The organism is Haematobacter sp., from assembly GCF_032102465.1.
Taxonomy (GTDB): Bacteria; Pseudomonadota; Alphaproteobacteria; order Rhodobacterales; family Rhodobacteraceae; genus Haematobacter.
In genome coordinates this window covers 43,730-68,548 of record NZ_DAMDHB010000006.1, presented here as the reverse complement: position 1 = coordinate 68,548, position 24,819 = coordinate 43,730, and the positions used below count along the sequence as shown (strand labels likewise).

The window sequence follows — 24,819 nt, the reverse complement described above, 5'->3', positions numbered from 1 at the left end:
AGCGTCGGACCGGAGAGGGGCAAGCCGCGTCATCGGGCAGCACCGCCGGGCAGGGAAGCAGCTTCCGGTGGGGCTACTGCCACATGCCGCGCATCTTGCGGGCAATGTCGATCTTGGGCGGCGGCGCGGCCTCTGCGGCGATGGGGGGAGACCAGTAGGTCACGTCGAAATGCTCCAGCATGTCCCGCGTGATGAAACGGGTGCGGGCGGCATAAAGGTGACGGTCCCCGTTGCGGCTTTGCTGCGTGACATGGAACTTGAGCGGAATGCCCAGCGTCAGCCGGTCCTTCGCGCGCGTCATTGCGACGTAGAGCAGGCGGCGCTCCTCCTCCAGTTCAGCCGTATCGCCAACCCCGAGGTCGGAGGGGATGCAGCCATCGACCGCGTTCAGGACAAAGACGGAGCGCCACTCCTGCCCCTTGGCGGAGTGGATGGTGGAGAGGATGACGTAATCCTCGTCCTTGAGCGCCACGCCGGAAGGCCCGCTGGTGGCATCCGGCGGGTCGAGGGTGAGATCGGTCAGGAACCGCTCCTGCGAGGGATAGGCCATGGCGATCTGCTCCAGCTGAAGAAGATCGGCGCGGCGGAATTCAGCATCCTCGTGCAGCCGGTCCAGGTGCGGCTCATACCACAGCCGCGCCCGGCTCAACGCCTCCGGCCAGCCAACGGGGCGCAGGGTCTGAACCAGCTCAGCCCAGCCGGTCACGCGGGCCGGAACCGGGAAATCGGACAGCGCCTGCAGTGGCCGCGGCGCTGTGGCCATCGCATCGAGCACCCTGCCCGCCGTTCCGGGCCCGAGGCCGGGCAGAAGCTGCAGCGCCCGAAAGCCCGCCACCCTGTCCCTCGGGTTCTGCCCGAACCGGAGCACGGCGAGCAGGTCCTTCACATGTGCCGAGTCAAGGAACTTCAGGCCGCCGAATTTCACGAAGGGCACGTTGCGCCGGGTCAGCTCCACCTCCAGTTGGCCGGAATGGCTGGAGGTGCGGAACAGCACCGCCTGATCCCGGAGGCGCATCCCGTCTTCCCGGTTGGCGAGAAGCTGATCAACGACATGCCGCGCCTGATCCATCTCGTTCGCCACGGTGACGAGCCGGGGCTTCTCGGCGGAGGCACGGTCGCTCCAGAGGGTTTTGCTGAACCGCTCCCGCGCCTCTGCGATCACGGCATTCGCGGCGGTGAGAATGGGCTGCGTCGATCTGTAGTTCCGCTCCAGCGTCACCACGGCGGCGGGCGGCGTGAAGGCGGCGGGGAAGTCGAGGATGTTGCGCACGGTCGCCGCACGGAACGCATAGATCGATTGGGCATCGTCGCCCACCACCGTCAACCCCGCCCCATCGGGTTTCAGCCCCTGGAGGATGCGCGATTGCAGGCGATTGGTGTCCTGATATTCGTCGATCAACACGTGATCCCACATCGCGCCGATATGGGCGGCAAAGTCCGGTTCCTCCATCACCTCCGCCCAAGCCAGAAGGAGGTCGTCGTAATCCAGCACGTTCTGCGCCTGCTTCGCCGCGACATAGGCTGCGAAAAGCCGCTTCAGGTCCGCCTTCCACATCGCACACCATGGGAAATGGCGTTTCAGGACATCCGCAAGCCCCTCGCTCGAGTTGACGGTGCGGGAGTATATGGCAAGGCAGCTGCCCTTGCCGGGAAAGCGCGCCTCGGTGCGCGACAGGCCGACCCCATGGCGGGAGAGGTTCATCAGATCGGCCGAATCCTCCCTGTCATGGATGGTGAAATCCGGTGTCAGGCCGATCTGCGGTGCATAGTCGCGCAGAAGCCGCGCGCCGATCCCGTGAAAGGTTCCCGCCCAGGTCAGGGCATCCGCGGCATACCCCGCGGGGAGAGCGGAAGCCGCGATCCGCTCGACCCGCCGGGTCAGCTCCGCCGCCGCGCGACGCGAAAAGGTCATGAGCAGAATACGGCGCGGATCGACGCCCTGCACAAGCAGATGCGCCACGCGATGCGCGAGCGTATTGGTCTTGCCCGATCCTGCCCCGGCGATGACGAGGAGCGGCCCCGCCCCATGCTCCACCGCCTGCCGCTGCCGGTCGTTCAGTTTGTCCAGATATCCCATGCGCGACTCCCGGCTTCGCGCGCAGGTTAACGGTTCGTGAACGGAAGGGGAACGGGTATTGCGGCGCCACCCGAGGGAGGCGCCGCGCGTTTCGCGTCACGGATCAAGGGCGGTCACCGCAGGTGATGCGGTGCGTTCATGCCCCAGACGGGCGTGTCGATCCCCTCTGCCCGTGCCTTCAGCTGCAGGGCGAGATAGCGGGAATAATGCCGCGACTGGTGCAGGTTGCCGCCGTGGAACCACAGCCCTTCCTGCTGGGTGGGCTTCCACATGTTGCGCTGCTCCCCCTCCCACGGGCCGGGATCCTTGGTGGTTTCGGAACCCAGACCCCAGCATTTGCCGACCTTGTCCGCCACTTCCTGACTGATGAGATCCGCCGCCCAGCCGTTCATGGACCCGTATCCCGTGGCATAGACCACCAGATCGGCGGGCAGTTCCGTCCCGTCGTCCAGAACGACCGCATCTTCGCTCAGATGGCTGATCCCCTTGCCGGATTGCAGCTTGATCGACCCGTCGATGATGAGATCGCAGGCCCCCACGTCGATGTAATAGCCCGACCCGCGGCGGAGGTATTTCATGAACAGCCCGCTCTCGTCATCGCCGAAATCGAGCATGAAGCCCGCCTTCTCCAGCGCTGCGTAGAAATCGGCGTCGCGTTTCTTGATCTCGTCATACTGGGGCACGTGGAAGCTGTGCATGATCCGATAGGGGATGGAGGCAAAGATCATGTCCGCCTTGTCATGCGTGATGCCGTTTGCCACCGCCTGCTCGGAATAGAGCCCGCCAAGACAGACCTCCATCAGGCTGTCGGACCTGACGATATGGGTGGAGGAACGCTGCACCATCGTCACATCCGCGCCATTTTCCCAGAGCGCGGCGCAGATGTCATGGGCGGAGTTGTTGGCGCCGATCACCACCACCCGCTTGCCGCGATAGGCATCGGGGCCGGGGTGGCGGCTGGAATGCTGCTGCTCTCCCTTGAATACGTCCTGACCGGGGATTTTCGGGACATTCGCCTTGCCGGACATGCCGGTCGCCAGCACGAGCTGCTTGGGGTGAAGCACGATTTCCTCGCCGTCGCGCTCAACAGTGACGGTCCATTCCTTCCGCGCTTCGTCCCATTGCGCCGATTTGGCCGTGGTGCTGGACCAGTAATTCAGCTCCATGACCTTGGTGTACATCTCCAGCCAGTCGCCGACCTTGTCCTTGGGCGCGAAGACCGGCCAGTTGTCGGGAAAGGGGATGTAGGGCAGGTGGTCATACCAGACCGGGTCATGCAGGCAGAGCGACTTGTAACGGCTCCGCCACTGATCTCCGGGGCGGGCGTGACGGTCCACGATGATCGTCGGCACGTTCAACTGCCGCAGCCGCGCCCCGAGCGCGATGCCGCCCTGTCCGCCGCCGATGATGAGCACGTAGGGCTGCTCCTCATAGCCCAGACGGGCGGTTTCCGCCTCCCGCTTTTCCTTCCAGCTTTTGCGGTCCGGGTCATGCCCATGCTCGGCACCCATCGGGCGGCGGAGGCCGCGGGGTTCCTCGTGGCCCTTCAGTTCGTGGAGCGTGGTCAGGAGCGTCCATATCCGGCCGTCCTTCATGCGCAGATAGCCCACGCCGCGGCCCGTTGCCGTTTCGAACCGCAGCCAGCCCTCCGTGACATCGCCGTTCTCGCCGACCTCCTCCGCCGGGTCGAGATGCAGGGATTCAGGCTTGATCGCGGCAAGCTGCTCCGCAGCCATCGCGCGGATCTCCTCCCGCCCCTCGCAGGTGCGGATGTTCCAGGTGAAAGCGGCCAGATCGCGCCAGAAGCCCGTCTCCAGAAACAGATCCGCCACCGCATCCGCGTCCTGCGCGACAAGCGCGCGTTCCAGATCGCGGATGAGCGCATCGAATGCGGCATGTCTTGTCGTGTCGAGCATGGTGTCCTCCCTCTGCTTCGCCATGATGGCCGACCCTCCCCGGCCGGCCCTTCGCCGAATCGCCCCGTGAGGGTGCGTTGTGGCGGTGGGACAAGACTGGGGCGGGGGACGAGAAACCGGAAACAAAAATACGACATCACATGTTTTCAACAAGTTAAACGAACGTGCGTTGCCGCGCCCTGCAACAGGTGTTGCATCGCCCTGCAACAGGCTTCCCAAGCGCCGCGCTTCCGCTAACCTTGTTCCGTCGGAGGAGGGGCCGGCATGGGGAGGAGGAGGGGATGGAGGATCTCCACCACATCCGCGAGATCGAGGAGGTCTCCCGTGGCAGGGCCGGGCAACGCGCGCCAGTGGTCGTGCAGAGCTGGCTGCGCTGTCTGAACCAGCACCGGCTGGATCCTGCGGCACGGTCGGAGGCCTATATCCTGCCCGACAGCGCGCTCCGCCTGCACAGGCAGCGCTCGGAGGATCTCATCGCGATCGCGCGGAGCGGTATCGAGCATCTCTACTCGCTCGTGGCGGGGCAGAACTACGTGCTCATGCTGGCCGACAGTGCAGGCGTGACCGTGGAATATCTGGGCGATCCCGCGCAGAAGGCGGCGCTGCGCCGGAGCGGGCTCTATCTGGGGGCGGAATGGTCCGAGGAGCGGGCGGGCACCTGCGCGCTCGGCGCCTGTATCGAGACGGGAGAGGCGCTCATCATCCATCAGAGCGATCATTTCGACCTCGCGCATACCGGGCTGTCCTGCACCGCGGCGCCGATCTACGATACCGGCGGGCGGCTGGCGGCGGTGCTGGACATCTCGCTCCTCTCCTCTCCCCTGCCGCGGGCCAGCCAGTCGCTGGCGCTGAACCTCGTCCGGCAATCGGCGCGGCGGATCGAGATGGCGAACCTCATGGCGGAAAGCAGGCGCGAATGGGTGCTGCGCCTGTCCGCCGGCGCGGATTTCCTGGATGTGGACCCGGAGGCGGCGGTCTCGCTCGATACAGCCGGCCGGGTGATCGGCATGACCAACGGGGCGGCACGGCTGATGGCGCGGGCGGCGGGGCTGGACTGGCGGGGTCCGGAGGCGCTGATCGGGCGGCCGATCTCGGATTTTCTCGACATCTCGCTGGACCGGCTGGAGGGGTTGACCCGGCAGCGTCAGGCGGCGGAGCGGTTCGTGGAGACGCGGGACGGTCATCGCCTGTTCGCCCATGCCATAGAGCCGCGGCCCGCCCCGCTCCGTGCCCCGCCGCGGCCGGAGCGGCTGCCGCAGGGCCTCCGGGGGCTTGCGGGGGCGGATCCGGTGATGGAGCTGGCGCTCGGCCGCGCCGCGGCGCTCGCGGCCTCACCCCTGCCGCTGCTGATCGAGGGGGAGACCGGCACGGGGAAGCTGACGCTCGCGCGGGCGATACATGCGCTCGCGGGCAAGGGCCCGCTGGTCGTGCTGCCCTGCGCCGGACTGGCCGAGGAGGACGGCGCGCTGCTCTTTGGCCGGGCAGGGGAGCGGGGCGGCGGAATGATCGCGGAGGCCGGTGGCGGAACCCTGGTGCTCGACAAGGTGGAGGAGCTGCCGCCCGGATTGCAGCGCCGGTTTCTCCGCCTTGCGGCGGAGGAGGGAGCCTTGCCGGTCGGCGGGGTGCGGGCTGCGCCCCTGCCTTTGCGGATCATCGCGACAAGCCAGTGCGATCTTGGTCAGGCGGCGGCGGAGGGGCGCTTCCGGGCGGATCTGTTCCATCGGCTGAACGGCGCGCTCATCCGTCTTCCGGCGCTGCGCCATCGGCAGGATCTTCTCTGGCTGGCCGAACGCGCCTTCGCGGAAGCCTTCGCGGCCCCGACGCCCCTGTCCGTGGAAGTGGTGGAGGCATTGTCCCGCTACGACTGGCCGGGGAACCTCCGGGAACTCGGGTATCTTGCCCGCGCGCTGGCCGTCACCGCTACCGGGCGGGCGGTGCTCCCTTCGGATGTCCCGCGTGCGGCCGCCCATGTGCCGCAACATGCAGAGGGGGAGGCGGCGCAGCTTCTCCGCGCGCTGGAGGACTCGGGGGGCAACATCTCGGAGGCGGCGCGGCGGCTGGGGGTGAACCGTTCCACGATCCATCGGCAGATGCATCGCTTCGGGTTGAAGGGCGGCGCGGGCCGCTGACAGCGGGGCGGGTGGCCTACCCGGAAAACCTGCAGCGGAAACCCGGAGGGGCCGAACCTCTCCCCCTTGAGTCGTCGGCCAACGAAGGAGACGGCCTTCGGCGGAGCGGGCCGATCCGGCAACCCGTCATGGGCGCCGCTCCCCGCCGCAGACCAAGAGGCGTTCGGCCGGGCATTCTGTCGCGTTTCCCCGTTGCAAACGGCGTTTCCGCTCTGCTCCCCGCGACCGCAGACCGGAAATTTCACCCAAACGGCGGGTCGTCCTTTACAAGTCAGCGGGTTCCTGCTGAACACGCGAACGGCACCTTTCCATGAGGGCGCCGGTTCATGACAATGGATCTTCAATAAGAGCGGAGCGACCCCGGTCGTCAGCTGCCACAAAGAGCAGGAGCAGTTTCGAGGTGTCAGATCAAAACGTGCGGACAAGGCATGATCCCGCGCCGGCGGAGGGTGCCGCGTTTCAGGTGCGTGGCCGCTTCCTGACGGCGCTCGCGCTTCGCATCGGCACCGATCGCGCGGACGGCCCGTTCTATGCGCAACTCGACGAACAGTTGCAGCAGACGCCCCAGTTCTTTCTGGGGGCGCCGGTTGTGCTCGACTTCGTCAACGCCCCCGCCTTTGCCGATCTCACGGCGCTCCGCGACCTGGTCGAGAACCTTCGCGCGCGCGAGTTGCGCGTGTTCGGGGTGCAGAATGCCCCGGGGATGGATCCGGCAGTGCTGCAATCCCTTGGCCTGATCGTGCTGAATTCGGGCAAGGAAGTGCCGTTGCCGCGGGATGCCACGCCCGCACAGGCGGCAGACCCGCAAAGGGTGGACGCCCCGCCCCCCGTCGTGAACAAGGTGATCCGCTCGCCCATCCGTTCGGGGCAGCTCATCGTGGCCGAGCACGGAGATCTGACGGTCATCGGATCGGTCGCCTCGGGCGCGGAACTGGTCGCCGCCGGGAACATCCATGTCTATGGCGCTCTCCGGGGCCGGGCGATGGCGGGCTGCCACGGCAATACGGATGCCCATATCTTCTGCCAGACGCTGGATGCCGAACTCGTCGCGATCGCGGGCCTTTACCAGACCAACGAGGGTCTTGAGGACACGGCACGTCAGCGCTGCGCGCATATCTATCTGAAGCAAGAAAAACTCTGCATGGAGGTGGTCGGGTGACGACGGAACTGAAGGACAAGCCGCCTCTGGGGCGGGTTATCGTGATCACATCCGGGAAAGGCGGCGTCGGCAAGACGACATCGGCCGCGGCGATCTCGGCCGGTCTGGCAAAGCAGGGCTTCAGGACGGTCGTGATCGACTTTGACGTGGGCCTGCGCAACCTGGACATGATCATGGGCTGCGAGCGCCGGGTGGTGTTCGACTTCATCAACGTCATTCAGGGTGACGCGAAGCTCAAGCAGGCACTGATCAAGGACAAGCGGCTTGACAATCTGTCGATCCTGCCGACCTCGCAGACCCGCGACAAGGATGCTCTGACGCAGGAGGGCGTCGAAGAAATCCTGAAGGAGCTGAAGGCGGAGTTCGACTACATCGTCTGCGACAGCCCCGCCGGGATCGAGCGCGGTGCGCAGATGGCGATGTATTTCGCCGATGAGGCCGTGGTCGTCACCAACCCGGAAGTATCCTCGGTGCGCGACAGCGACCGCATTCTCGGACTGCTGAGCAGCCAGACCAAACGCGCGGAGACGGAAGGTTCCGAGCCGATCAAGGCGCAGGTTCTGCTGACACGCTACGATCAGGCGCGTGTCGATATCGGCGAGATGATGACGGTGGAGGATGTGCTGGAGATCCTGGCCGTGCCGCTGCTGGGGGTCATCCCGGAAAGCAAGGCGATCCTGAAGGCCTCCAACGTCGGCACGCCCGTCGTTCTGGACGGACCCTCCGCCGCCGCGCAGGCCTATGAGGATGCCGTGACGCGCCTGACGGGCAACAAGCTCGAAATGCGTATCGCGCAGGAGCCCCGGCCCGGACTCTTCAAGCGGATCTTCGGGCGGGCGTCATGAACATTTTTGGCTTTGTTCGGAAAACCCGACCCGCCCCGTCGGCTCAGACGGCGAAGGAACGCCTGAAAATCCTTCTGGCGCATGAACGTGGCAGCGGCAGCAGCACCGACCCCGATTACCTGCCGATGCTTCAGCGCGACATCGTGGCCGCGATCCGCAAATACGTGGCCATCGGCGACAAGGATGTCGAGGTCAGGATGGAACGCGGCGAGCAGATGTCGAGCCTTGAGATCAACATCGAACTGCCGAAGGGCGCGACCCCCGCATCCTGAACAGCCCTGCGTCCTGAACAGCACAGGGCAACCGGCAGGCCGCTGCACTGCCGGTTGCCTGGGCGCAGCGGTGCCGGTGCCCCAAGCGTGGGAGTGCCGGATTCTGGTGCCCAGGCTGGCAGCCCTCGCCCCTTCCGGCGACGGCCCGAGCCGCATCACGCCATGGGTGTGCGACGGCTCCGCTTCGGCACATGGGCCTCACAGGCTGCTGAAAAGTTCTGAAGGCTGATGCCCAGGCTCTGGACATCAGGACATCTGGCCCCGGAATAATCGGGTAAACGTCCGGCTGGATGCCGTCGGATCGCAAAGGATTTCCGCTCCCGCACCGACCTGGAAAGCCGTTTTCAGCAGGCTGCCAAGGTGCTGGCGAAGGGGCGCGTGGTCCAGGCCGAAGGCCCTGCCACGCGCGGGAGAGCGACGACCCGCGAGGCCCGGGGTGCTACGCTGTCGCGGGATGAAACGCACCGCAGGCCGCCCTTGGCAGGCTGCTGAAACAGTGGGGCATCTCCCCGGTGCTTGCGTTGAAAGCCAGAAAATCTGTCCGGTCACGCGCCAGAACGTGCGGTTTCCGGGGCACTCCTCAACAATGTGGGAAAGAGCTCCGCCCCAGAGCAACCGCGGAATGCTTTTTCAGCAGCCTGTTTGCGATTGCGGCATTCCGCTCCGGCAACGCCAGCGTCAAAGCCTCCCCACCCCGACAAAGGCGGTGTGCAGAGACAACGGCGTAGGGCCTCAGAGAGCGATGTCCTGCCGCATGTCGCGGGCGATCATCGCCTGTATGCGCGCCACGATCTCATCGGCGTGACGCCGGGCGAGCTTGTCGCAAAGGTCGATGTCCTGCGCTTCGACGGCAGCGATAAGGGCCTCGTGCTCAAGGATGTAGGGGTGGGGGTTTTCGGGCTGGAAACCGGGGTAGTAATACATCCTCAGGATGCGCCGCCCCTCATCCAGCAGCCTTGAGAACAGCGCGAGGTAATAGGGATTGCGCCCCGCCTCTGCGATGGCCACGTGAAAGTCGCGGTTCGTTGCGATCATCGCGCCCTCGTCGCCCGCTGCCACCGCCATGGCGAAGCGCTGCTGCGCCGCACGGATGCGGTGCAGATCACCGGGCTGATGGAATTGGGCGGCGAGACGCGTCGTGACCCGGTACATCAGTGTCAGCGCGTCGAAGAACGTGTGCAGGTTGGGAAAGTCGATATTCGACACCATGGTGGAGCGGTTCGGCAAGGTGTCTATCAGCCCCTCCGCCGCCAGCCGGACCAGCGCCTCGCGGATCGGTGTGCGGGACATGCCGAAGCGTTCTGCGAGCTGTATCTCGTCTATGATGCTGCCGGGCGGAAGGTCGAGATCGAGGATCTGATTGCGGAGCAGGTCATAGACCAGCTTCACGCCCGAGCCACGCTTGCGGTCGGGCGGCGCGGCGGTGTTCTTCTGGGTCATCGTGCTCCTCCGCCTGTCGACAAAGGGAATACCGCGCAAGGCGGCGGCAATCAACCGCACCTCGAAGTCCGAGCAGGGAATGCGGCCACGGTGTCTCCGCCCGGCGGCTGTCGGCACGAAGAGCGGTGCTGATCGCTGATGGCAGAAACGTCGACCTGTTACGGGAGGTGGCGCATGCACCCGTCCGCTCTGCCTGTGAGGACGCATCATGGGGAAGTCGCCTTTCGACCTGCGGCGAAAGCGCCATCACCGGCTGCGCCAGCGCGGCTGGGAGCCGATGGGCGGCATCGCCATCGCCTGTCGGTCTGGAAAGCCGAAGCTGGACGCCGGTCTGCGACGTCATCCCACGCGTTTGGCACGCGGCATGGCCGATCGTCTGGCGGCCGGTCCAGCGCGTGGCGCAACACCCTCACGCCTGCCAGCCGCCATATGCACAGGGGCGGAGAGACCTCCGAAGAGAGTTCAGGTAGTCAGCGGCATGCGCTGCCGCTAGGGTCGTGCAAGGGAGGAACCATCATGCCGAAACGCCGATCTGAGCATCTACCACATGGAGCAGCGTCATGAACCCTGCGGAGTGGTTGCTGCGCAGCGCGAGAGTGTCGCCCGCGGCGCCAGCCCTGTGCCACGGCGCGAAAATCGTTGCCGATTATGCCGGTTTTGCCCGAAGGGCGGGGGCAATCGGGGCGGGATTGCGGGCGTCGGGAGTAGCTCCGGGGGATCGCGTCGCGCTTTTCATGACCAACAGGACAGACTATCTGGAGCTGGTCTATGGCGCGCTTTTTGCCGGGGCGCCGATCGTGCCCATCAACGCCAAGCTCCACCCGCGCGAGGCGGCGTGGATCATGGAGGATGCGGGCGCAACGGTCGCATTCGTCTCCGCCGATGTGGGCGCCGAGCTGGCCGCGCCCTCGGGCTGCCGGGTGATTGCCGTGGGCAGTGCCGAACATGCGCAGCTGCTTGCCGGCGCGCCGCTGGCCGCGCCGGAGCCGATGGCTGCCGGTGACATGGTCTGGCTCTTCTACACGTCCGGCACCACGGGCAAGCCCAAGGGCGTGATCCTGACGGCTGCGAATGTGGAGGCGATGTGCTTCGGCTATCTGGCAGACGTGGATACCCTCTCCTCCGACGACGCGATCCTCTATGCCGCGCCCATGTCGCATGGCGCAGGGTTCTACAACTTTCCCCATGTCATGAAGGGCGCAAGGCATATCGTGCCCGAAAGCGGCGGCTTTGAGGCGGAAGAGGTGCTCGATCTGGCGGAACAGGTCGGCAACGTCTCCATGTTCGCTGCGCCCACCATGATACGGCGGCTCATCGACCGGGCGAAGGCTACGGGGCGGAGCGGCGAAGGGCTCCGCACGATCATCTACGGCGGCGGTCCGATGTATCTCGCCGACATTCTTGAAGCCGTAGAGATGCTGGGGCCGCGCTTCGTGCAGATCTACGGTCAGGGCGAAAGCCCGATGACCATCACCGTTCTGCCGCGCGAAATGGTTGCGGACCGCAGCCACCCCCGCTGGCGCGAGCGGCTGGCTTCCGTCGGGTTCGCGCAGGCGCCGATGCAGGTCCGCGTCGTCGATGAAGCTGGAAATGACGTGCCAAGCGGGGTGACAGGTGAAATCATTGCCTCCGGTGCCGCGGTCATGGCGGGTTACTGGCAAAAGCCGGAAGCCAGCGCGGAGACCCTGCGTGACGGCTGGCTCTGGACGGGCGACATGGGAATGATGGACGAGGACGGCTTCCTGACGCTTCAGGACCGCTCGAAGGACGTGATCATCTCCGGCGGCACCAACATCTATCCGCGGGAGGTGGAGGAAGCGCTGCTTCTGCATCCCTCCGTCCATGAAGTCGCCGTGGTCGGGCGGCCCGATCCCGAATGGGGCGAGGATGTGGTGGCCTTCGTCACGCCGACGCAAGGGGCGGAAATCGATCCTGCGCAACTCGACCGCCATTGCCTCGCGCATATTGCCCGCTTCAAGCGACCAAAGGCTTACCGGGTTCTCGATGGGTTGCCCAAAAACAACTACGGCAAGATCCTGAAAACGGAGTTGCGCGCATTGCTCGCACAGGAATAGCAGGCCGCTGAAAACGCATTCCGGGGTGGTCGCGAGACCGAACTCCCCCCACATTGCTGGATATCGCCCCGGAAACTGCAAGCCTTGATCCCTGACCGGACCGATTTCCGGCTTTAGCAGGGTGCTGAAGTATTCAGAGGTTGCTCCGGGGCGGAGACCTTCCTTGTATGGTTGAAGTTCACCCCGGAAACCGCAGGTTTTTGCGCGTGACCGGACCGATTTTCTGGTTTTCAACGCAAGGCTGGCCAGACCCACGACTTTTCCGCAGCCTGTTAGCGTGAACCCGGCCGTTTGGCAGCCAGTTGAGGATCGGGCGCTTTCCCGTTGCAGGGGAGGGGCCTACGCATTTATAAATCAAGCGATTGATTTTGGTGCGGGATGTGTCCCCTGCCACGTTCGGAAGGATGCGGATCATGGCAAAACCTGTCAGGCGCCGGGTCGGACGGCCGAGCCGCCAGGATATGGAGGCCGCTGCTCCGGGCTTCGACCGGCGTGAGCAGATCGTCGCCGCCTCCGCAGCCCTGTTTGCCGAAAAGGGCTACGACCGGACGTCCATGCGGGATATCGCGGCGGCGACCGGTATCCTGTCAGGGTCGCTCTACTACTATTTCAGCTCAAAGGAAGCCTTGTTCGTCGAGGTTTTCAATGCCGGAATGGCAGTCTTGACGGAGGGGGCGCGGGCCGCCGCGGCAATGGAAGCGGTCTCGCCCTGGGACCGCCTGGAGCGGATCGCCGCGGCGCATTGTCGGGCGCTGCTCGAAAACAGCGGGCTGATGATCATGGTCGTGCCGCGTTTTCCCGAGGGAATGGATGAATACCGTGCGGCACTGGTGTCACGCCGGGATGCCTATGAGAGTATCATCGCGGATGCTGTCCGGGCGCTCGATCTGCCGCCTGACATCGATCCGCAGGTGTTCCGCCTGCAATTCCTCGGGGCGCTGAACTGGTCGCAAAGCTGGTATCGACCGGGGGTGATGAGCCCCGAGGAGATCGGAAGCCATCTGGTGCGGATGCTCCGGCCGCGGTGATGTAATACCCAATAAAGACAACGCATTACGCGCGGCATAAGATTTTTCTTTATTTCAAGCAAGTGATTGGTAGAATAATTGGCAAGGGAGAGTCGCGAGGAGGCGGCTGCCTTGGAGCATGGCCGTTTCCACGGCCGGGGGGAGGAGAGGCATGCATCGTTTCGATGTGGTCGATGTCACATTGCCGGAAATCTGGGCCAGCCACGCGCGGCGTGATCCCGACAAGCCCGCCCTGGTCTGTGACGGCCAGGTGCTGAGCTGGCGGGAATTCAACTCTGCGATGAACCGGCTGGCAAATGCGCTGATCGGGGCAGGGGTCGGGAAGGGTGATCGGGTCGCGGTGCTGGTCTCCTCCTCCATCGACGCCTGCGTCGCGATGTTCGGCACGGTAAAGTCCGGGGCGGTGATGGTTCCGGTGTCGGGCATGCTGACATCGGATCAGGTTCTTACGCTGCTGTCGGATTGCGCGGCCGCTTTCGTGATCGCCTCCGCCGATCTGCGTCCGCTGGTCGATGCCATCGCAGACCGTCTGCCCGCGCTGCGCAAGGACGGACGGATCGGCACGGATTTCGACGGCGGCGGCTGGATCAAGCTCGGCGATTTTTGCGCGGAGGCGGAGAGTGCGGAGCCGGAGGTCACGCTGCGCGGCGATGACGTGTTCAGCATCATGTACAGCTCCGGCACGACCGGCTTGCCCAAGGGGGTCGTCCATACCCATGCCGCGCGCGTCTATTTCTGCCTGTCGAACGGTTTCGAGATGCGGTTCGATGGCTTGGCGCGGTCATTGGTCACCACGGCGCTTTATACCGCGGGGACGTGGCTCGTTGTGATGCCGACCCTGTTTGCGGGGGGCACGCTGCATATCCACCGGCAGTTCCGGGCGGAAGGCTTCCTGCATACGCTGGAGGCAGAACGCATCACCCACACCTTCACCGTGCCGAGCCAGATCCACGTGATCCTCGCGGGCGATGGCTTTGCCGCCCGTGATCTCTCTGCGCTGAAGATGATGCTGTCGGCGGGATCACCGCTTCGCCCGGACGTGAAGGCGCATCTGATCGGCCTGATCGGCGCGCGCTTCTTTGAGCTTTACGGCTTCACGGAAGGCTCCTCCACCCTGCTCCGGCCAGAGGATCAGCTCCGCAAGCCGCTCTCCGTCGGCACGCCGCTGATGGGGCAGGAACTGGCCATCGTCGATGGAGAGGGCCGACAGTGTGGGCCGGATGAACCCGGCGAAATCGTCGGCCGCGGGCCTGGCCTGCTGCGGGAATACCATGGCAAGGCCACGGAAACGCGGGCCGCGATCTGGCGGGACGCGGCGGGGCGCACCTTCATCCGCTCGGGCGATGTCGGGCGTCTGGATGCGGAGGGGTTTCTCTACATTCTCGACCGCAAGAAGGACATGATCATCTCCGGCGGTCTCAACATCTATCCGACCGATCTGGAGGCCGTAGTGGGCACGCATCCCGAGGTGCTCGACGTCACGGTGGTGGGGATCGAGCACGAGAAATGGGGAGAGACGCCGCTGGCGGTCGTCGTGCTGCGCGACGGCGCTCGGGTCTCGGCTGAAGTGCTGCTCGACTGGGCGAACGCGCGGCTTGCCAAGCATCAGCGGCTGTGCCGCATCGACCTGAGGGAAACCTTGCCGCGCAACGCGCTCGGCAAGGTGCTGAAGCGTGAACTCCGAGACGAGTATCGCCGCACCCGGCCCGCCTCCGGCGCGGCGGCCTGAGGATTTGCCTGAGGATCGGCATGGGAGATCGATATGTCTGAAGCCCTGATCTACGATCACGTCAGGACCCCGCGCGGCAAGGGGCGGCCGGATGGCGCGCTGCACGAGATCACGCCGATCCAGCTTGCCACACAGGTGCTGGAGGCCGTGCGCGACCGCAACGCGCTCGACACGGCGCTTGTGGAGGATGTCGTCATGGGCATCGTGTCGCCGGTGGGGGAGCAGGGTTGCAACATGGCGCGCGTCGCAGCGCTACAGGCGGGCTATGCCGAGACAGTGACGGGGCTTCAACTCAACCGCTTCTGCGCGAGCGGTCTGGAGGCAGTGAACATCGCGGGCGCGCGGGTGAAATCCGGGGAGGCGGATGCCATTCTGGCCAGCGGCACGGAGTCGATGAGCCGGGTGCCGATCTTCTCCGACGGCGGGGCCTGCTACAGCGACCCGCGCACCAACTGGGACACCTGGTATATCCCGCAGGGCATCGGGGCGGATCTGATCGCCACGATGGACGGCTACAGCCGGGACGATCTGGACGGCTATGCGGCCGAGAGCCAGGCCCGCGCCGCGCGGGCCTGGCAGGGGGGATGGTTTGACCGCTCGGTCGTGCCGGTGCGGGACATTCTGGGAGAGGCAGTGCTCTCGCGCGATGAACATATGCGCCCCGGCACGACAGCGGCCGATCTGGCGCGGCTGAAACCGGCCTTTGCAGAGAGCGGGCGGCGGGACGGGCTCGATGCGGTCATGCTGCAGCGATACCCGCAGGTGGAGCGGATCGCGCATCTGCATACGGGCGGCAATTCCAGCGGGATCGTCGATGGCGCGGCGGCGGTTCTGGTGGGCAACGCGGCCTTCGGCGCGGCGGCGGGCCTGAAACCCCGCGCCCGCATTCGGGCCGCGGGCAATATCGGCAGCGAACCCGCGATCATGCTGACCGGGCCTGCGCCCGTGTCGCGCAAGGTGCTGGCGCGGGCGGGTATGACGGTGGACGACATCGACCTGTTCGAGGTGAACGAAGCCTTCGCCAGCGTCGTGCTCCGCTACATGCGGGAGATGGATGTCCCGCATGACCGGGTGAATGTGGCGGGCGGCTCCATCGCCATGGGTCATCCGCTCGGCGCCACGGGGGCGATGCTCCTCGGCACGGTGCTGGACGAGCTTGAGCGGCGGGATCTCAACACCGCGCTCATCACGCTCTGTGCGGCGGCGGGCATGGCGATCGCCATGATCATCGAACGCATCTGAAACCGGGGATTGCCATGACGACGATTGAATACATAACCGACGCGAGCGGCATCGTGACACTGACGATCGACGTGCCGGACCGGCCGTTGAACGTCCTGACACCCGCGTTTCTGGCCGATCTGACTCAGGCGGTGGACAGGATCGCCACCGATCCGGCGGCGATCGGCGCGGTTCTGACGTCGGGCAAGACCTCCGGCTTTCTGGCCGGGGCGGATCTGAAGGAGATGCTCGCCCTCCATGACAGCGGCATCACGGCGCCGGAGGCTGCCCGCTGGGCCATGGATGCGGCGGCGGTCCTGCGCCGGTTGGAGACTTGTGGCAAACCCGTGGTGGCGGCGATAAACGGGCTGGCGCTTGGCGGCGGTTACGAAGTCGCGCTGGCCTGCCACCGGCGCATGGCGCTCGACACGCCTGCGGTGCGGCTCGGGCTGCCGGAAGTCACGCTCGGCCTGCTGCCGGGCGGCGGCGGAACGCAGCGCCTGCCGCGGATGATCGGCGTCGAGGCGGCCCTGCCGCTGCTTCTCGACGGCCGGATCCTGTCCGTTGCGGAGGCATTGCGGGCAGGTCTGGTAGATGAGGTCGCGGCTGACCCGGCGGCGCTCATGGAAGCGGCTCGGGGCTGGTTGCTCAGCCGCCCCTCCGCCATCGCGCCGTGGGATACGAAAGGATACCGCCTGCCCGGCGGAACCGGCCCGCTTGCGCCCCATGCGGCACAAAGCTTCATGGCCGGCACGTCGCGCCTGAAGGCCACGCGGCGGTGCTATCCTGCGCCGCATGCGATCCTGTCGGCGGTCTATGAAGGAACGCAGGTGCCGTTCGAGACCGGCATGCGGATAGAGGCCAAGTATTTCGGCACGCTGCTGGCGGACAAGGTTTCGGGCAACCTGATGCGCAGCTTCCTGCGCACGAGCGCCGCGCGCAAGCGGAGCTTCGGCGATCCGGCACGCCAGCCGCTCGCGGTGCAGCGGATCGGCGTGCTGGGGGCGGGGATGATGGGCAGCGGCATCGCGCAAGTGGCCGTCGGAGCGGGGATTGATGTGGTGCTGTACGATACGGATCCGTCCGCCACCGCCCGTGCCGTTGCCGGCGCGGAGAACGGACGGCCCCGCGCGCAGGGCAGCCTGACGTCGGCGGGGACCCTCACGGCCCGTATCACGCCCGCCGATGATGTGGCGGCTCTCTCCGGTGCCCAGCTGATCGTGGAGGCGGTCTTTGAGGATGGCGCCGTGAAGCGGGACATTCTGGGAAAGGCGCAACCGATGCTGGCGCCTAGCGGGTTCATTGCGTCCAACACCTCCACACTGGCGATCACCGGTCTGGCCAGGGCCATCGCGGATCCGGCGCGGTTCATCGGCCTCCACTTCTTCTCGCCCGTGGCACGAATGCCGCTGGTGGAGGTGATTGTCGGGGCCGAGACCGCAGAGGAGACGATCGCGGATGCGCTGGCCTTCGTGGCGAAGCTGAAAAAGACGCCGATCATCGTCCATGACAGCCCCGGTTTCTACACCAGCCGCGTCTTTTGCACCTATATCGACGAGGCGATGGCCATGCTGGCGGAGGGCGTCTCTCCGGCGCTGATCGAGAATGCCGCACGCATGGCGGGGTTTCCCGCTCCGCCGCTCGCCGTGACGGACGAGGTCTCGCTCGACCTGCAGGCCCGCGTGATCGGTCAGGCAAAGGCGGATGGGCTGGACAGGCGGTTCCTGCGGGACCATGCGGCGCCGGTGGTTGCGCGGCTGAACGCGCTTGGCCGCCTTGGCCGAAAGGCGGGCGCCGGCTTTTACGACTATGCCGCGGAGGGGGGCAAGCAGCTCTGGCCGGGGCTGACGGAGCTGTTCCCGCAAGCCGCCCGGCAGCCGACCGCCGAGGAGGTGGGCAAGCGGCTTCTGTATATCCAGGCGCTGGAGAGCGCGCGCTGTCTGGCCGAGGGCGTCATCGATGATGAGGTCACCGCCGATATCGGCTCGGTCCTTGGCATCGGCTATCCCGCATGGACGGGCGGGGCGCTGTCGCTCATCTCTACCGTCGGTCCAGAACGCTTTGCCGCGGAATGCGCAGGCTTCGCCCGGTCCTGTGGCGAGCGCTTTTCCCCCGAGGATGTTGTTATCGCACGCGCGGTTGCAGCCGCGTCCCGGTCGCGTGCAGCCTGACGCATGTTTCAATCGGTCGATTGATCGAAATTCAGGATCGGGTAGTGTCATCTGGCAGGCGGGGAGGCCTGCCGAGGGAGGAAGAAAATGAAGAAGATCGCAACTTGTGCGGCAGCCCTGTCCATGGGGGCTACCATGGCCATGGCAGACATGACCAACGGGGAGATCACCGTCGTTGTGCTGACCGATATGAGTTCCAGCTACTCCGATACCTCGGGGCGGGGATCGGTCGCGGGGGCGGAACTGGCGGTGGAGGATTTTGCCCGGGAGCATCCCGAGATCAAGGTGCGCGTGCTGAACGCCGACCATCAGAACAAGGCCGATATCGGTGTGCTGAAGGCGCGGGAGATGATCGATACCCAAGGCGCGGATGTCTTTGTCGATATCTCCAACTCGGCAGTCAGCCTTGCCGTGCAGACCATCGTGCGGGACGCCGATCGCGCGGTGATTCACGTCGGATCGGCCACGGCGGCGATCTTTGGCGAGGCCTGCACACCCACGGGTGCCATGTGGCTCTATGACACGGATTCGCTGTCGGAGGGTCTGGGCCGCGCAATCATCGCCGAAGGCGGCGACAGCTGGTTCTTCATCAGCGCCGACTACGCCTTCGGCAAGGCCATGGAAGCCAGCATGACCCGCATCCTGGGAGAGATGGGGGGCACCGTGAAGGGGGCGGTACGCCATCCTATCAACAACACCGACTATTCATCCTTCGTCCTGCAAGCGCAGGAATCGGGCGCCAAGGTCGTCGGCTTCTTCAACGCCTCTGGCGACACGGTGAACTCCCTGAAGGCGGCGGGCGAATTCGGGCTCGCGCAGCAGGGCCAGAAAATGGCCGCGCCGCTCTTCTATATCCAGTCCGCCAAGGCGGTTGGCCCGGAGCTGGCGCAGGGGCTGCAATACATGGCGGGCTACTATTGGGACCGTGACGAGCCGAGCCGGGCCTTTGCCGAGCGCTTCAGCAAGAAGATGGGCGGAGGTGTGCCGTCAGAGGCCCACGCGGGCACCTATAGCGCCACGCTCCACTACCTGCGCGCGGCAGCCGCGGCCCAGAGCGACTCGGGCAAGACGGTCATGGCCAAGATGAAGGAAATGCCCGTCGACGATTTCTTTGCTCCGGGTGCGATGGTGCGGGCCGACGGACGGCTCCAGAACGACATGTATCTGGTGGAGGTCAAGAAACCGTCCGAAATCACCGGCGAGTGGGACATCCTGAAAGTCATCCGCACCATGCCTGCGCAGGACATCCTCGTACCGCTCGAAAAGAGCAAATGTCCGATGGTCAACAACTGACAGATACGGCGCGGGAGGGCTGGAGCCGGGGCTCCGGCCCTCCCGGCATCAGAGGGAGCGCGAGATGAGCTCTTTCATGATCTCGTTCGTGCCCCCGTAGATGCGTTGCACGCGAGCGTCGGTCCACATGTGGGAAATCGGATATTCCGCCATATAGCCGTAGCCGCCGAACATCTGCAGGCAACCGTCGATGATGCTGCCCTGCTTTTCCGTGAGCCAGAGCTTCGCCATCGCCGCGGTCGTGTCGTCAAGGGTGCCGTCCAGCAACCGGCGGATACAATCGTCAACGAACACGCGGCCGATCCGCGCTTCCGTGCGATAGTCGGCGAGTTGAAACCGGATGGACTGATTGTTGAACACCGGCGCACCGAAGACCTGGCGCTCCTTGACATAGGCCGTGGCAAGGTCGAGCGCCGTTTCAATCGCCGCGATGGCCTCCACGGCGATGATGAGCCGTTCTTGGGGAAGCTGGGCGCGGAGCTGGGCGAAACCTTCGCCTTCCCGGCCCAGAAGATTTTGGGCCGGAACCTCTGCCGCATCAAAGAACAGTTCGGCGGTGTCCTGGGCATGCCAGCCGATCTTTTTCAGATTCCGCCCCCGACCGAACCCCGGCGTATCCTCCTCCACCCCGATGAGGGAGAGCCCGCGCGAACCCTCCCCCGGCCCGGTTCTTGCCACGACGAGCACCAGCCCGGCATTGTGGCCGTTGGTGATGAATGTCTTCTGACCATCAAGAATGTACCGGTCACCTTCCCGTACCGCCCGCGTCCTGATCGCCTGCAGATCGGAGCCGGTGCCGGGTTCCGTCATGGCGATGGCGCCGACCAGCTCACCGCTTGCCAGCCGCGGCAGCCAGCGCGCCTTCTGCTCTTCCGTGCCGTAGTGAAGGATGTAGGGCGCGACGATGCCATTGTGGAGCGGGATGCCGAAATCGAGAAACCCGATCCGCGCCAGTTCCTCCATGATAACGACCTCGTGCCGGAAATCGCCGCCCGCGCCGCCATATTCCTCCGGCATGCTCGCGCAGAGCAGGCCTTGCCCGCCCGCCTTGAGCCACACCTCGCGGGGAACCGACTGACCGTCGCGCCATTCCTGCATATGAGGAACGACCTCCCGCTGCAGAAAACGTTCAAGAGACCGGCGGAATTGCTCGATTTCGTCTGACATGGCTTGCCGTCCTCGGCCCTGGGAACTGTCAGACGAAATTTATCGGTCAATCGTTTGGTTTGTAAAGTCGCCGTTGGGGGGCTGATCTGGAAATGAGGTCGGGGAGGCTCCGGGTACACACTGCGCTTCTCTCGCGGGCGGTGCCTGTGTCCGGAGAAATGCCGCTGACCCATCGCCTCCGAGAGCTTGTGCGGGGGCGATGGGCGCAGGCTATCGCTTCGCCGGAAGTCCCCCCGGCGCAGAGGTCGGTCGCAGGCTGGTGGTGTCAGCCGACGCCGCTGAAGCGCCGTGCATCCGTTCCGGTCAGGACATCGACCTGATCTGTTCTATCCGTTCGGCCCCGCCCACATTCGGCGCAATTCTGTCCCATACCGGGCGGGCGCCTGCGACCCATGCCTCCCGGTCCGTGGGCTGAAACACCTGTGCGCCGCCCGCAGTCGCAAGGGCCATCGAGGTTTCCTCGTCCGCCACCATGAGGCCGTTGAAGTAATCGGCACCTTCGACCGCAGCTTCGGTCAGCACCTGTTTCTGCTCGTCATTCAGGCGTCGCCAGAAAGGCTGCGCAAAGTAGATGACACCGCCCGCCCAGACATGCGCCGTCTCCGTCAGGCAGGGAACGACCTCATAGAGTTTGAACCCCGCATAGGCGCTTTTCGTCAGGTCCATGGCGTCGGCAACGCCTGTCTGCAACGCGTTGTAGGTTTCGGCGATCGGGATCCCGATCGGGTTCGCGCCATAGGCTTTCCAGAGTTCGGTGTGCAGCGGACTCTGGATGACGCGCATGTTCAGCCCCTTCAGTCCCGAAGGATCGGTGATCGGGCTGCGCGTCAACAGATGCCTGGCGCCATAGTTGATGTAAGCGGGGACGACAAAGCCCTGATCGGCGAGCTTTGCCCTGATGTCTTCGCCCACCTCGCCCTCCCCTGCGGCCTTCAGATGAGCCGCATCGCGGAAAAGGAAGGGGAGGTCGAAAATCTGCGCTTCCGGCACCCAGCCGGAAATGACGGAAATCGTGGAAAGTGACGCCTGCACGGACCCGAGCTTTGCCGCCTGGGCCACTTCCCGCTCTGCCCCGAGGGCCGCATTGGGGACGATATTGAAGCGGAAGCTGCCCGGCAGCTTCGCCTCCACCGTCGAGGCGATATGGTTCCAGATCAGGGTTTCCGGTTTGTCGGGCGCCATGAGAGAGGCGACAGTGACCGGCAAAGCGGCTTCTGCCCGGCGGACCAGCGCAGGCGTGGCGAGGAGGCCGAGCACCGCGGCGGAGCCGGTCTTGAGGAAGGCGCGGCGGCAGGCGGGCTGAGGGGACGTGAACATGGGAGCATCATCCTTCAGAAGAGAGATTGGCCGAGGGCATAGAGGCAGAGCAGGCCGAGCGCGGCGGTGAGCGCGCCGACATAGGGGAGCACCGCGCGGAACAGGGCGGTCGTCGCCGTCCCGGTGACGCCCGAGACGACAAAGATCAGCACACCGAAAGGCGGGGTCAGGCCACCGATCATCAGGTTCACGACGATGATGACACCGAACGTGACGGGATCGATGCCGGCACTGATGGCCAACGGCAGCAGCAGCGGGGCCAGCAGCAGGATCGCCGCGCCGATGTCCAGAAACAGGCCCGCGATGAACAGCAGGACTACGGAGAAGATCAGCGCCGCGATCGGGCCGGAGCCGAACAGACCGGCGAGATGGCCGATCATCCCCGCGATATCGTCCACCGCGAGCAGAAAGGCGAATGGCGCGGCGGAGGCGATCAGCAGCGCGATCGCCGCGGCTTCCGTTGCAGACTGGCGGAAGGCGGTGAAGAGCCGCGCGCTGCCCGCCCGGTAGTAGAGGCTGAGGCCGAACGTGTAGACCGCCGCAACCGCTGCGGCCTCCGTCGTCGTCACGATACCGAAGCGGATACCCAGCACCACGACAAGGCCAAGGCCGAAGGCCGGCACCGCCTGCACGGCCAGGCGAAGGCGCTGGCCACCGGCGACACGCGGTGCGAGCGGCGTATCGGAGCAGGTGATGCGGATGACGATGAAGAGCGCCACTGCAAGAAGCAACCCGGCCCAGAGACCGCCGACGAGCAGGCTCCCCACAGACAGGTTCGTTGCCGTCGCGAGGATCAGAAACGCGATCGACGGCGGGATGACATTGTCGAGCATGGAGGTTGCGGCCACGATGGCGCCCGCTTTCTCCGGGCGGTAGCCGCGTTTGACCAGCTCCGGCTGAAATGTCGAAGCGCTGAATGCCGCGGCGGCGATCGAAGAGCCCGAGGCACCCGAGAACAGCACATTCGTGAGAAGCGCCGTTTGCGCAAGTCCGCCGCGACGATGGCCGACGAGCGAATCCGCAAACCGCACCAGCCTGCCGGCCACGCCGGAAAGCGTGAGCAACGTTCCCGCAAGCAGGAAGAAGGGCACCGAAAGCAGCAGGAACTTCATCATTCCCGAAAGGGCGGTATGCACCAACGCCGGCTCCGGCAGGCTCGACCCGAACGGAACGGCGATGAAGGCCGCCGCGATGAAGGCGTGGGGCAGGGGGGTCGCGACGATCAGGCCAACCGCCGCGACAAGCGCGAGAAAAAGGCTCGGCGCCATGCCGGGGTCGATGTAGAGATCGCTTGAGCCAAGCCAGAACAGCGCCGCGGCGGCAAGCGCAGCCGGCAGCAGGACCGCGCCCCGCTCCTCCGCCAGCAGGCGCAACGCCGTGAACAGGATGACCAGAGAGCCGCCGAGGGCAAAGGTGGCGAAGGGGATCCAGTCGGGCAGGCCGAGCGCCGGATTGGTGCCGCCGACCATCTCCGTCACGATCATGCCGCCATGGGCGATCACCAGCCCGGAAGTCAGGGTCAGCGCCTCCGCAACCACATCCGCGGCGGCGCGGAGTCTGGCGGGGAGAAAGCGATGCACCACGTCGAGCCGCATGGCGAGCGCCGATGTCAGCGCGACGGGCATGCCCAAGGCGAGAATGGCCACATGCAACCAGATCCCCGCATCCTCCGCCCCCAGAAGCGCGGATGAGAAACCATAGCGCAGCACGAAGCCCGCCATCACCAGCAGAAGGAGTGCCGCCAGAGCCACCGCGGCCAGCGTGGAAAGCAGGCCGGACAACCACGCCAGACTCCGGCTAGCCAGCCGTGCCACACCCGGTTGCGGCTGTGCGAGGCTCTGGTCTGACATCAGCTTACCTTCGCGTCCAGATCGCGATCAAAGAGCGTGTTCCAAGTGAAATGCTTCTTCTTGGGCGCTTCGTCCCGCGTCACGTCCAGCTTCGGCAGGACGAGTTCGCCGAAACGATAGGCTTCCTCCAGCAGCGGCATGCCCGAGAGGATGAACGTGTCGATGCCCACCTTCTGATACGCCTCCAGCGTACGGATCACCGTCTCCGGCGACCCGACGATGGCGCTCCCGGGTCCGGGCCGTACGAGGCCGATACCGGCCCAGATGTTCGGCGCGACTTCCAGATCACGCAGATCGTCGGGTTTCACTCCCCCGTGCATCGCGCTCATGCGCCGTTGCCCGACGCTGTCGGTGCCGCCGACGAATTTCTGGTTCCCGGCGATGGAGGCCGCGTCCATCTGGTCATACATGTCTGCGGCGGCGGCCCATGCTTCCTCGTCGGTGCGGCGGACGATGACATAAAGCCGGACGCCATAGTTCAGCTCCCGCCCGTAATGCGCGGCGCGGGCCTTCACCTGCCGGATCTTGGCGTCCATCTGCTCCGGCGTCTCCCCCCAGGAAAGGTAGGTATCGACATGCTTCGCAGCGACGTCGATCGCCTTGTCCGAGCTGCCGCCGAACCACAGGGGCGGGGGCGTGATGGTATCGGAAACGGGCAGCGCGAGCTTTGCGCCCACGGTCGGGAAATACTTCCCCTCCTGGGTTACGCTCTCTCCCGCCATGATGCGGTTGTAGATCGTGAGGTATTCGTCCGCCATCTCATAGCGTTCGTCATGGCTCATCGTGAGGCCATAGGCGCCCATCATCTTGGCATCGCCGGAGACGATGTTGAGAAGCGTGCGCCCCTTGGAAAACTCCTGCATCGTCGCCGCCATCTTGGCGAGCAGCGTGGGCGCGATCACGCCCGGATGAACCGCGCAAAGGAACTTCATCCGCTCCGTGAAGGGCATCAGGGCCGCTGCCAGCACCCACACGTCATGCGCGCCGGTCGCAAACAGCGCGCCGGTATAACCCAGATGGTCATAGGCCTGCGCGAGCTGGCGGTAATAGCCGTAGTCGAGCGTGCGGGAGCCTTCCGGCTTCCACGGATAATGCCCGTCGGGGGCGCACATATACCAAAGGACGTTCAT

At 65.5% G+C, this 24,819-nt stretch carries 17 protein-coding genes; 10 read left to right on the top strand and 7 right to left on the bottom strand.

Features of this window, described 5'->3' with window-relative positions; translation table 11 throughout:
• Nucleotides 1-73: 73 nt before the first annotated feature.
• The gene (locus RT513_RS06175) at nt 74-2,077 is read right to left on the bottom strand and encodes an ATP-dependent helicase (RefSeq protein ID WP_290690435.1); all 2,004 of its coding nucleotides are present in this window, start codon (nt 2,075-2,077) and stop codon (nt 74-76) included.
• Between the two features lie 113 nt (nt 2,078-2,190).
• The gene (locus RT513_RS06170; RefSeq protein ID WP_290690557.1) at nt 2,191-3,993 is read right to left on the bottom strand and encodes an NAD(P)/FAD-dependent oxidoreductase; all 1,803 of its coding nucleotides are present in this window, start codon (nt 3,991-3,993) and stop codon (nt 2,191-2,193) included.
• A 281-nt stretch (nt 3,994-4,274) separates the two neighbouring features.
• On the opposite strand from RT513_RS06170, the gene RT513_RS06165 reads away from it, so the two are divergent.
• The 4 genes from RT513_RS06165 (at nt 4,275) to minE (ending at nt 8,398) form a co-directional block, all read left to right on the top strand.
• Nucleotides 4,275-6,122, top strand: a complete 1,848-nt coding sequence (locus tag RT513_RS06165) for a sigma-54-dependent Fis family transcriptional regulator (RefSeq protein ID WP_290690438.1) — start codon at nt 4,275-4,277, stop codon at nt 6,120-6,122.
• 400 nt (nt 6,123-6,522) lie between these two features.
• Nucleotides 6,523-7,281 (top strand): septum site-determining protein MinC, encoded by a 759-nt coding sequence (gene minC, locus RT513_RS06160; RefSeq protein ID WP_256947306.1) that lies wholly within the window; start codon nt 6,523-6,525, stop codon nt 7,279-7,281.
• Nucleotides 7,282-7,307: 26 nt separating this feature from the next.
• Nucleotides 7,308-8,126 carry a septum site-determining protein MinD gene (gene minD / locus RT513_RS06155; protein ID WP_198947717.1) on the top strand — a complete coding sequence of 273 codons (819 nt, stop codon included), beginning with the start codon at nt 7,308-7,310 and terminating at the stop codon, nt 8,124-8,126.
• Entirely contained in the window at nt 8,123-8,398 is a 276-nt protein-coding gene (gene minE / locus RT513_RS06150; protein WP_290690441.1) for a cell division topological specificity factor MinE, read from the top strand. The genes minD and minE overlap by 4 nt, the downstream gene beginning before the upstream one ends.
• A gap of 732 nt (nt 8,399-9,130) precedes the next feature.
• Here minE and RT513_RS06145 read toward each other — a convergent pair.
• The gene (locus RT513_RS06145) at nt 9,131-9,838 is read right to left on the bottom strand and encodes a GntR family transcriptional regulator (RefSeq protein ID WP_290690444.1); all 708 of its coding nucleotides are present in this window, start codon (nt 9,836-9,838) and stop codon (nt 9,131-9,133) included.
• A 560-nt stretch (nt 9,839-10,398) separates the two neighbouring features.
• On the opposite strand from RT513_RS06145, the gene RT513_RS06140 reads away from it, so the two are divergent.
• From RT513_RS06140 to RT513_RS06115, 6 genes are all read left to right on the top strand, one after another.
• On the top strand, nt 10,399-11,913 hold the full coding sequence (locus RT513_RS06140) for a class I adenylate-forming enzyme family protein (RefSeq protein WP_290690450.1): 1,515 nt from the start codon (nt 10,399-10,401) through the stop codon (nt 11,911-11,913).
• A gap of 413 nt (nt 11,914-12,326) precedes the next feature.
• The gene (locus tag RT513_RS06135) at nt 12,327-12,941 is read left to right on the top strand and encodes a TetR/AcrR family transcriptional regulator (RefSeq protein ID WP_179209167.1); all 615 of its coding nucleotides are present in this window, start codon (nt 12,327-12,329) and stop codon (nt 12,939-12,941) included.
• Nucleotides 12,942-13,092: 151 nt separating this feature from the next.
• Complete coding sequence (locus RT513_RS06130; RefSeq protein ID WP_290690453.1) at nt 13,093-14,670, top strand: class I adenylate-forming enzyme family protein; 1,578 nt, start codon at nt 13,093-13,095, stop codon at nt 14,668-14,670.
• A gap of 33 nt (nt 14,671-14,703) precedes the next feature.
• Nucleotides 14,704-15,912 (top strand): acetyl-CoA C-acetyltransferase, encoded by a 1,209-nt coding sequence (locus RT513_RS06125; RefSeq protein WP_290690455.1) that lies wholly within the window; start codon nt 14,704-14,706, stop codon nt 15,910-15,912.
• Nucleotides 15,913-15,926: 14 nt separating this feature from the next.
• Nucleotides 15,927-18,062: a 3-hydroxyacyl-CoA dehydrogenase NAD-binding domain-containing protein gene (locus RT513_RS06120; protein ID WP_290690457.1), complete on the top strand. Its 2,136-nt coding sequence runs from the start codon at nt 15,927-15,929 to the stop codon at nt 18,060-18,062.
• Between the two features lie 87 nt (nt 18,063-18,149).
• Nucleotides 18,150-19,355, top strand: a complete 1,206-nt coding sequence (locus tag RT513_RS06115) for an ABC transporter substrate-binding protein (protein ID WP_290690459.1) — start codon at nt 18,150-18,152, stop codon at nt 19,353-19,355.
• A 48-nt stretch (nt 19,356-19,403) separates the two neighbouring features.
• Here the strand turns inward: RT513_RS06115 and RT513_RS06110 are convergent, their stop codons facing one another.
• The 4 genes from RT513_RS06110 to RT513_RS06095 all read right to left on the bottom strand — a co-directional run bounded on the left by RT513_RS06110 (nt 19,404) and on the right by RT513_RS06095 (nt 24,819).
• The gene (locus tag RT513_RS06110; protein WP_290690461.1) at nt 19,404-20,522 is read right to left on the bottom strand and encodes an acyl-CoA dehydrogenase family protein; all 1,119 of its coding nucleotides are present in this window, start codon (nt 20,520-20,522) and stop codon (nt 19,404-19,406) included.
• A gap of 303 nt (nt 20,523-20,825) precedes the next feature.
• Entirely contained in the window at nt 20,826-21,839 is a 1,014-nt protein-coding gene (locus RT513_RS06105; RefSeq protein WP_290690464.1) for a TRAP transporter substrate-binding protein, read from the bottom strand.
• Nucleotides 21,840-21,853: 14 nt separating this feature from the next.
• Entirely contained in the window at nt 21,854-23,689 is a 1,836-nt protein-coding gene (locus tag RT513_RS06100) for a TRAP transporter large permease subunit (RefSeq protein WP_290690465.1), read from the bottom strand.
• Complete coding sequence (locus RT513_RS06095; protein WP_290690468.1) at nt 23,689-24,819, bottom strand: LLM class flavin-dependent oxidoreductase; 1,131 nt, start codon at nt 24,817-24,819, stop codon at nt 23,689-23,691. The genes RT513_RS06100 and RT513_RS06095 overlap by 1 nt, the downstream gene beginning before the upstream one ends.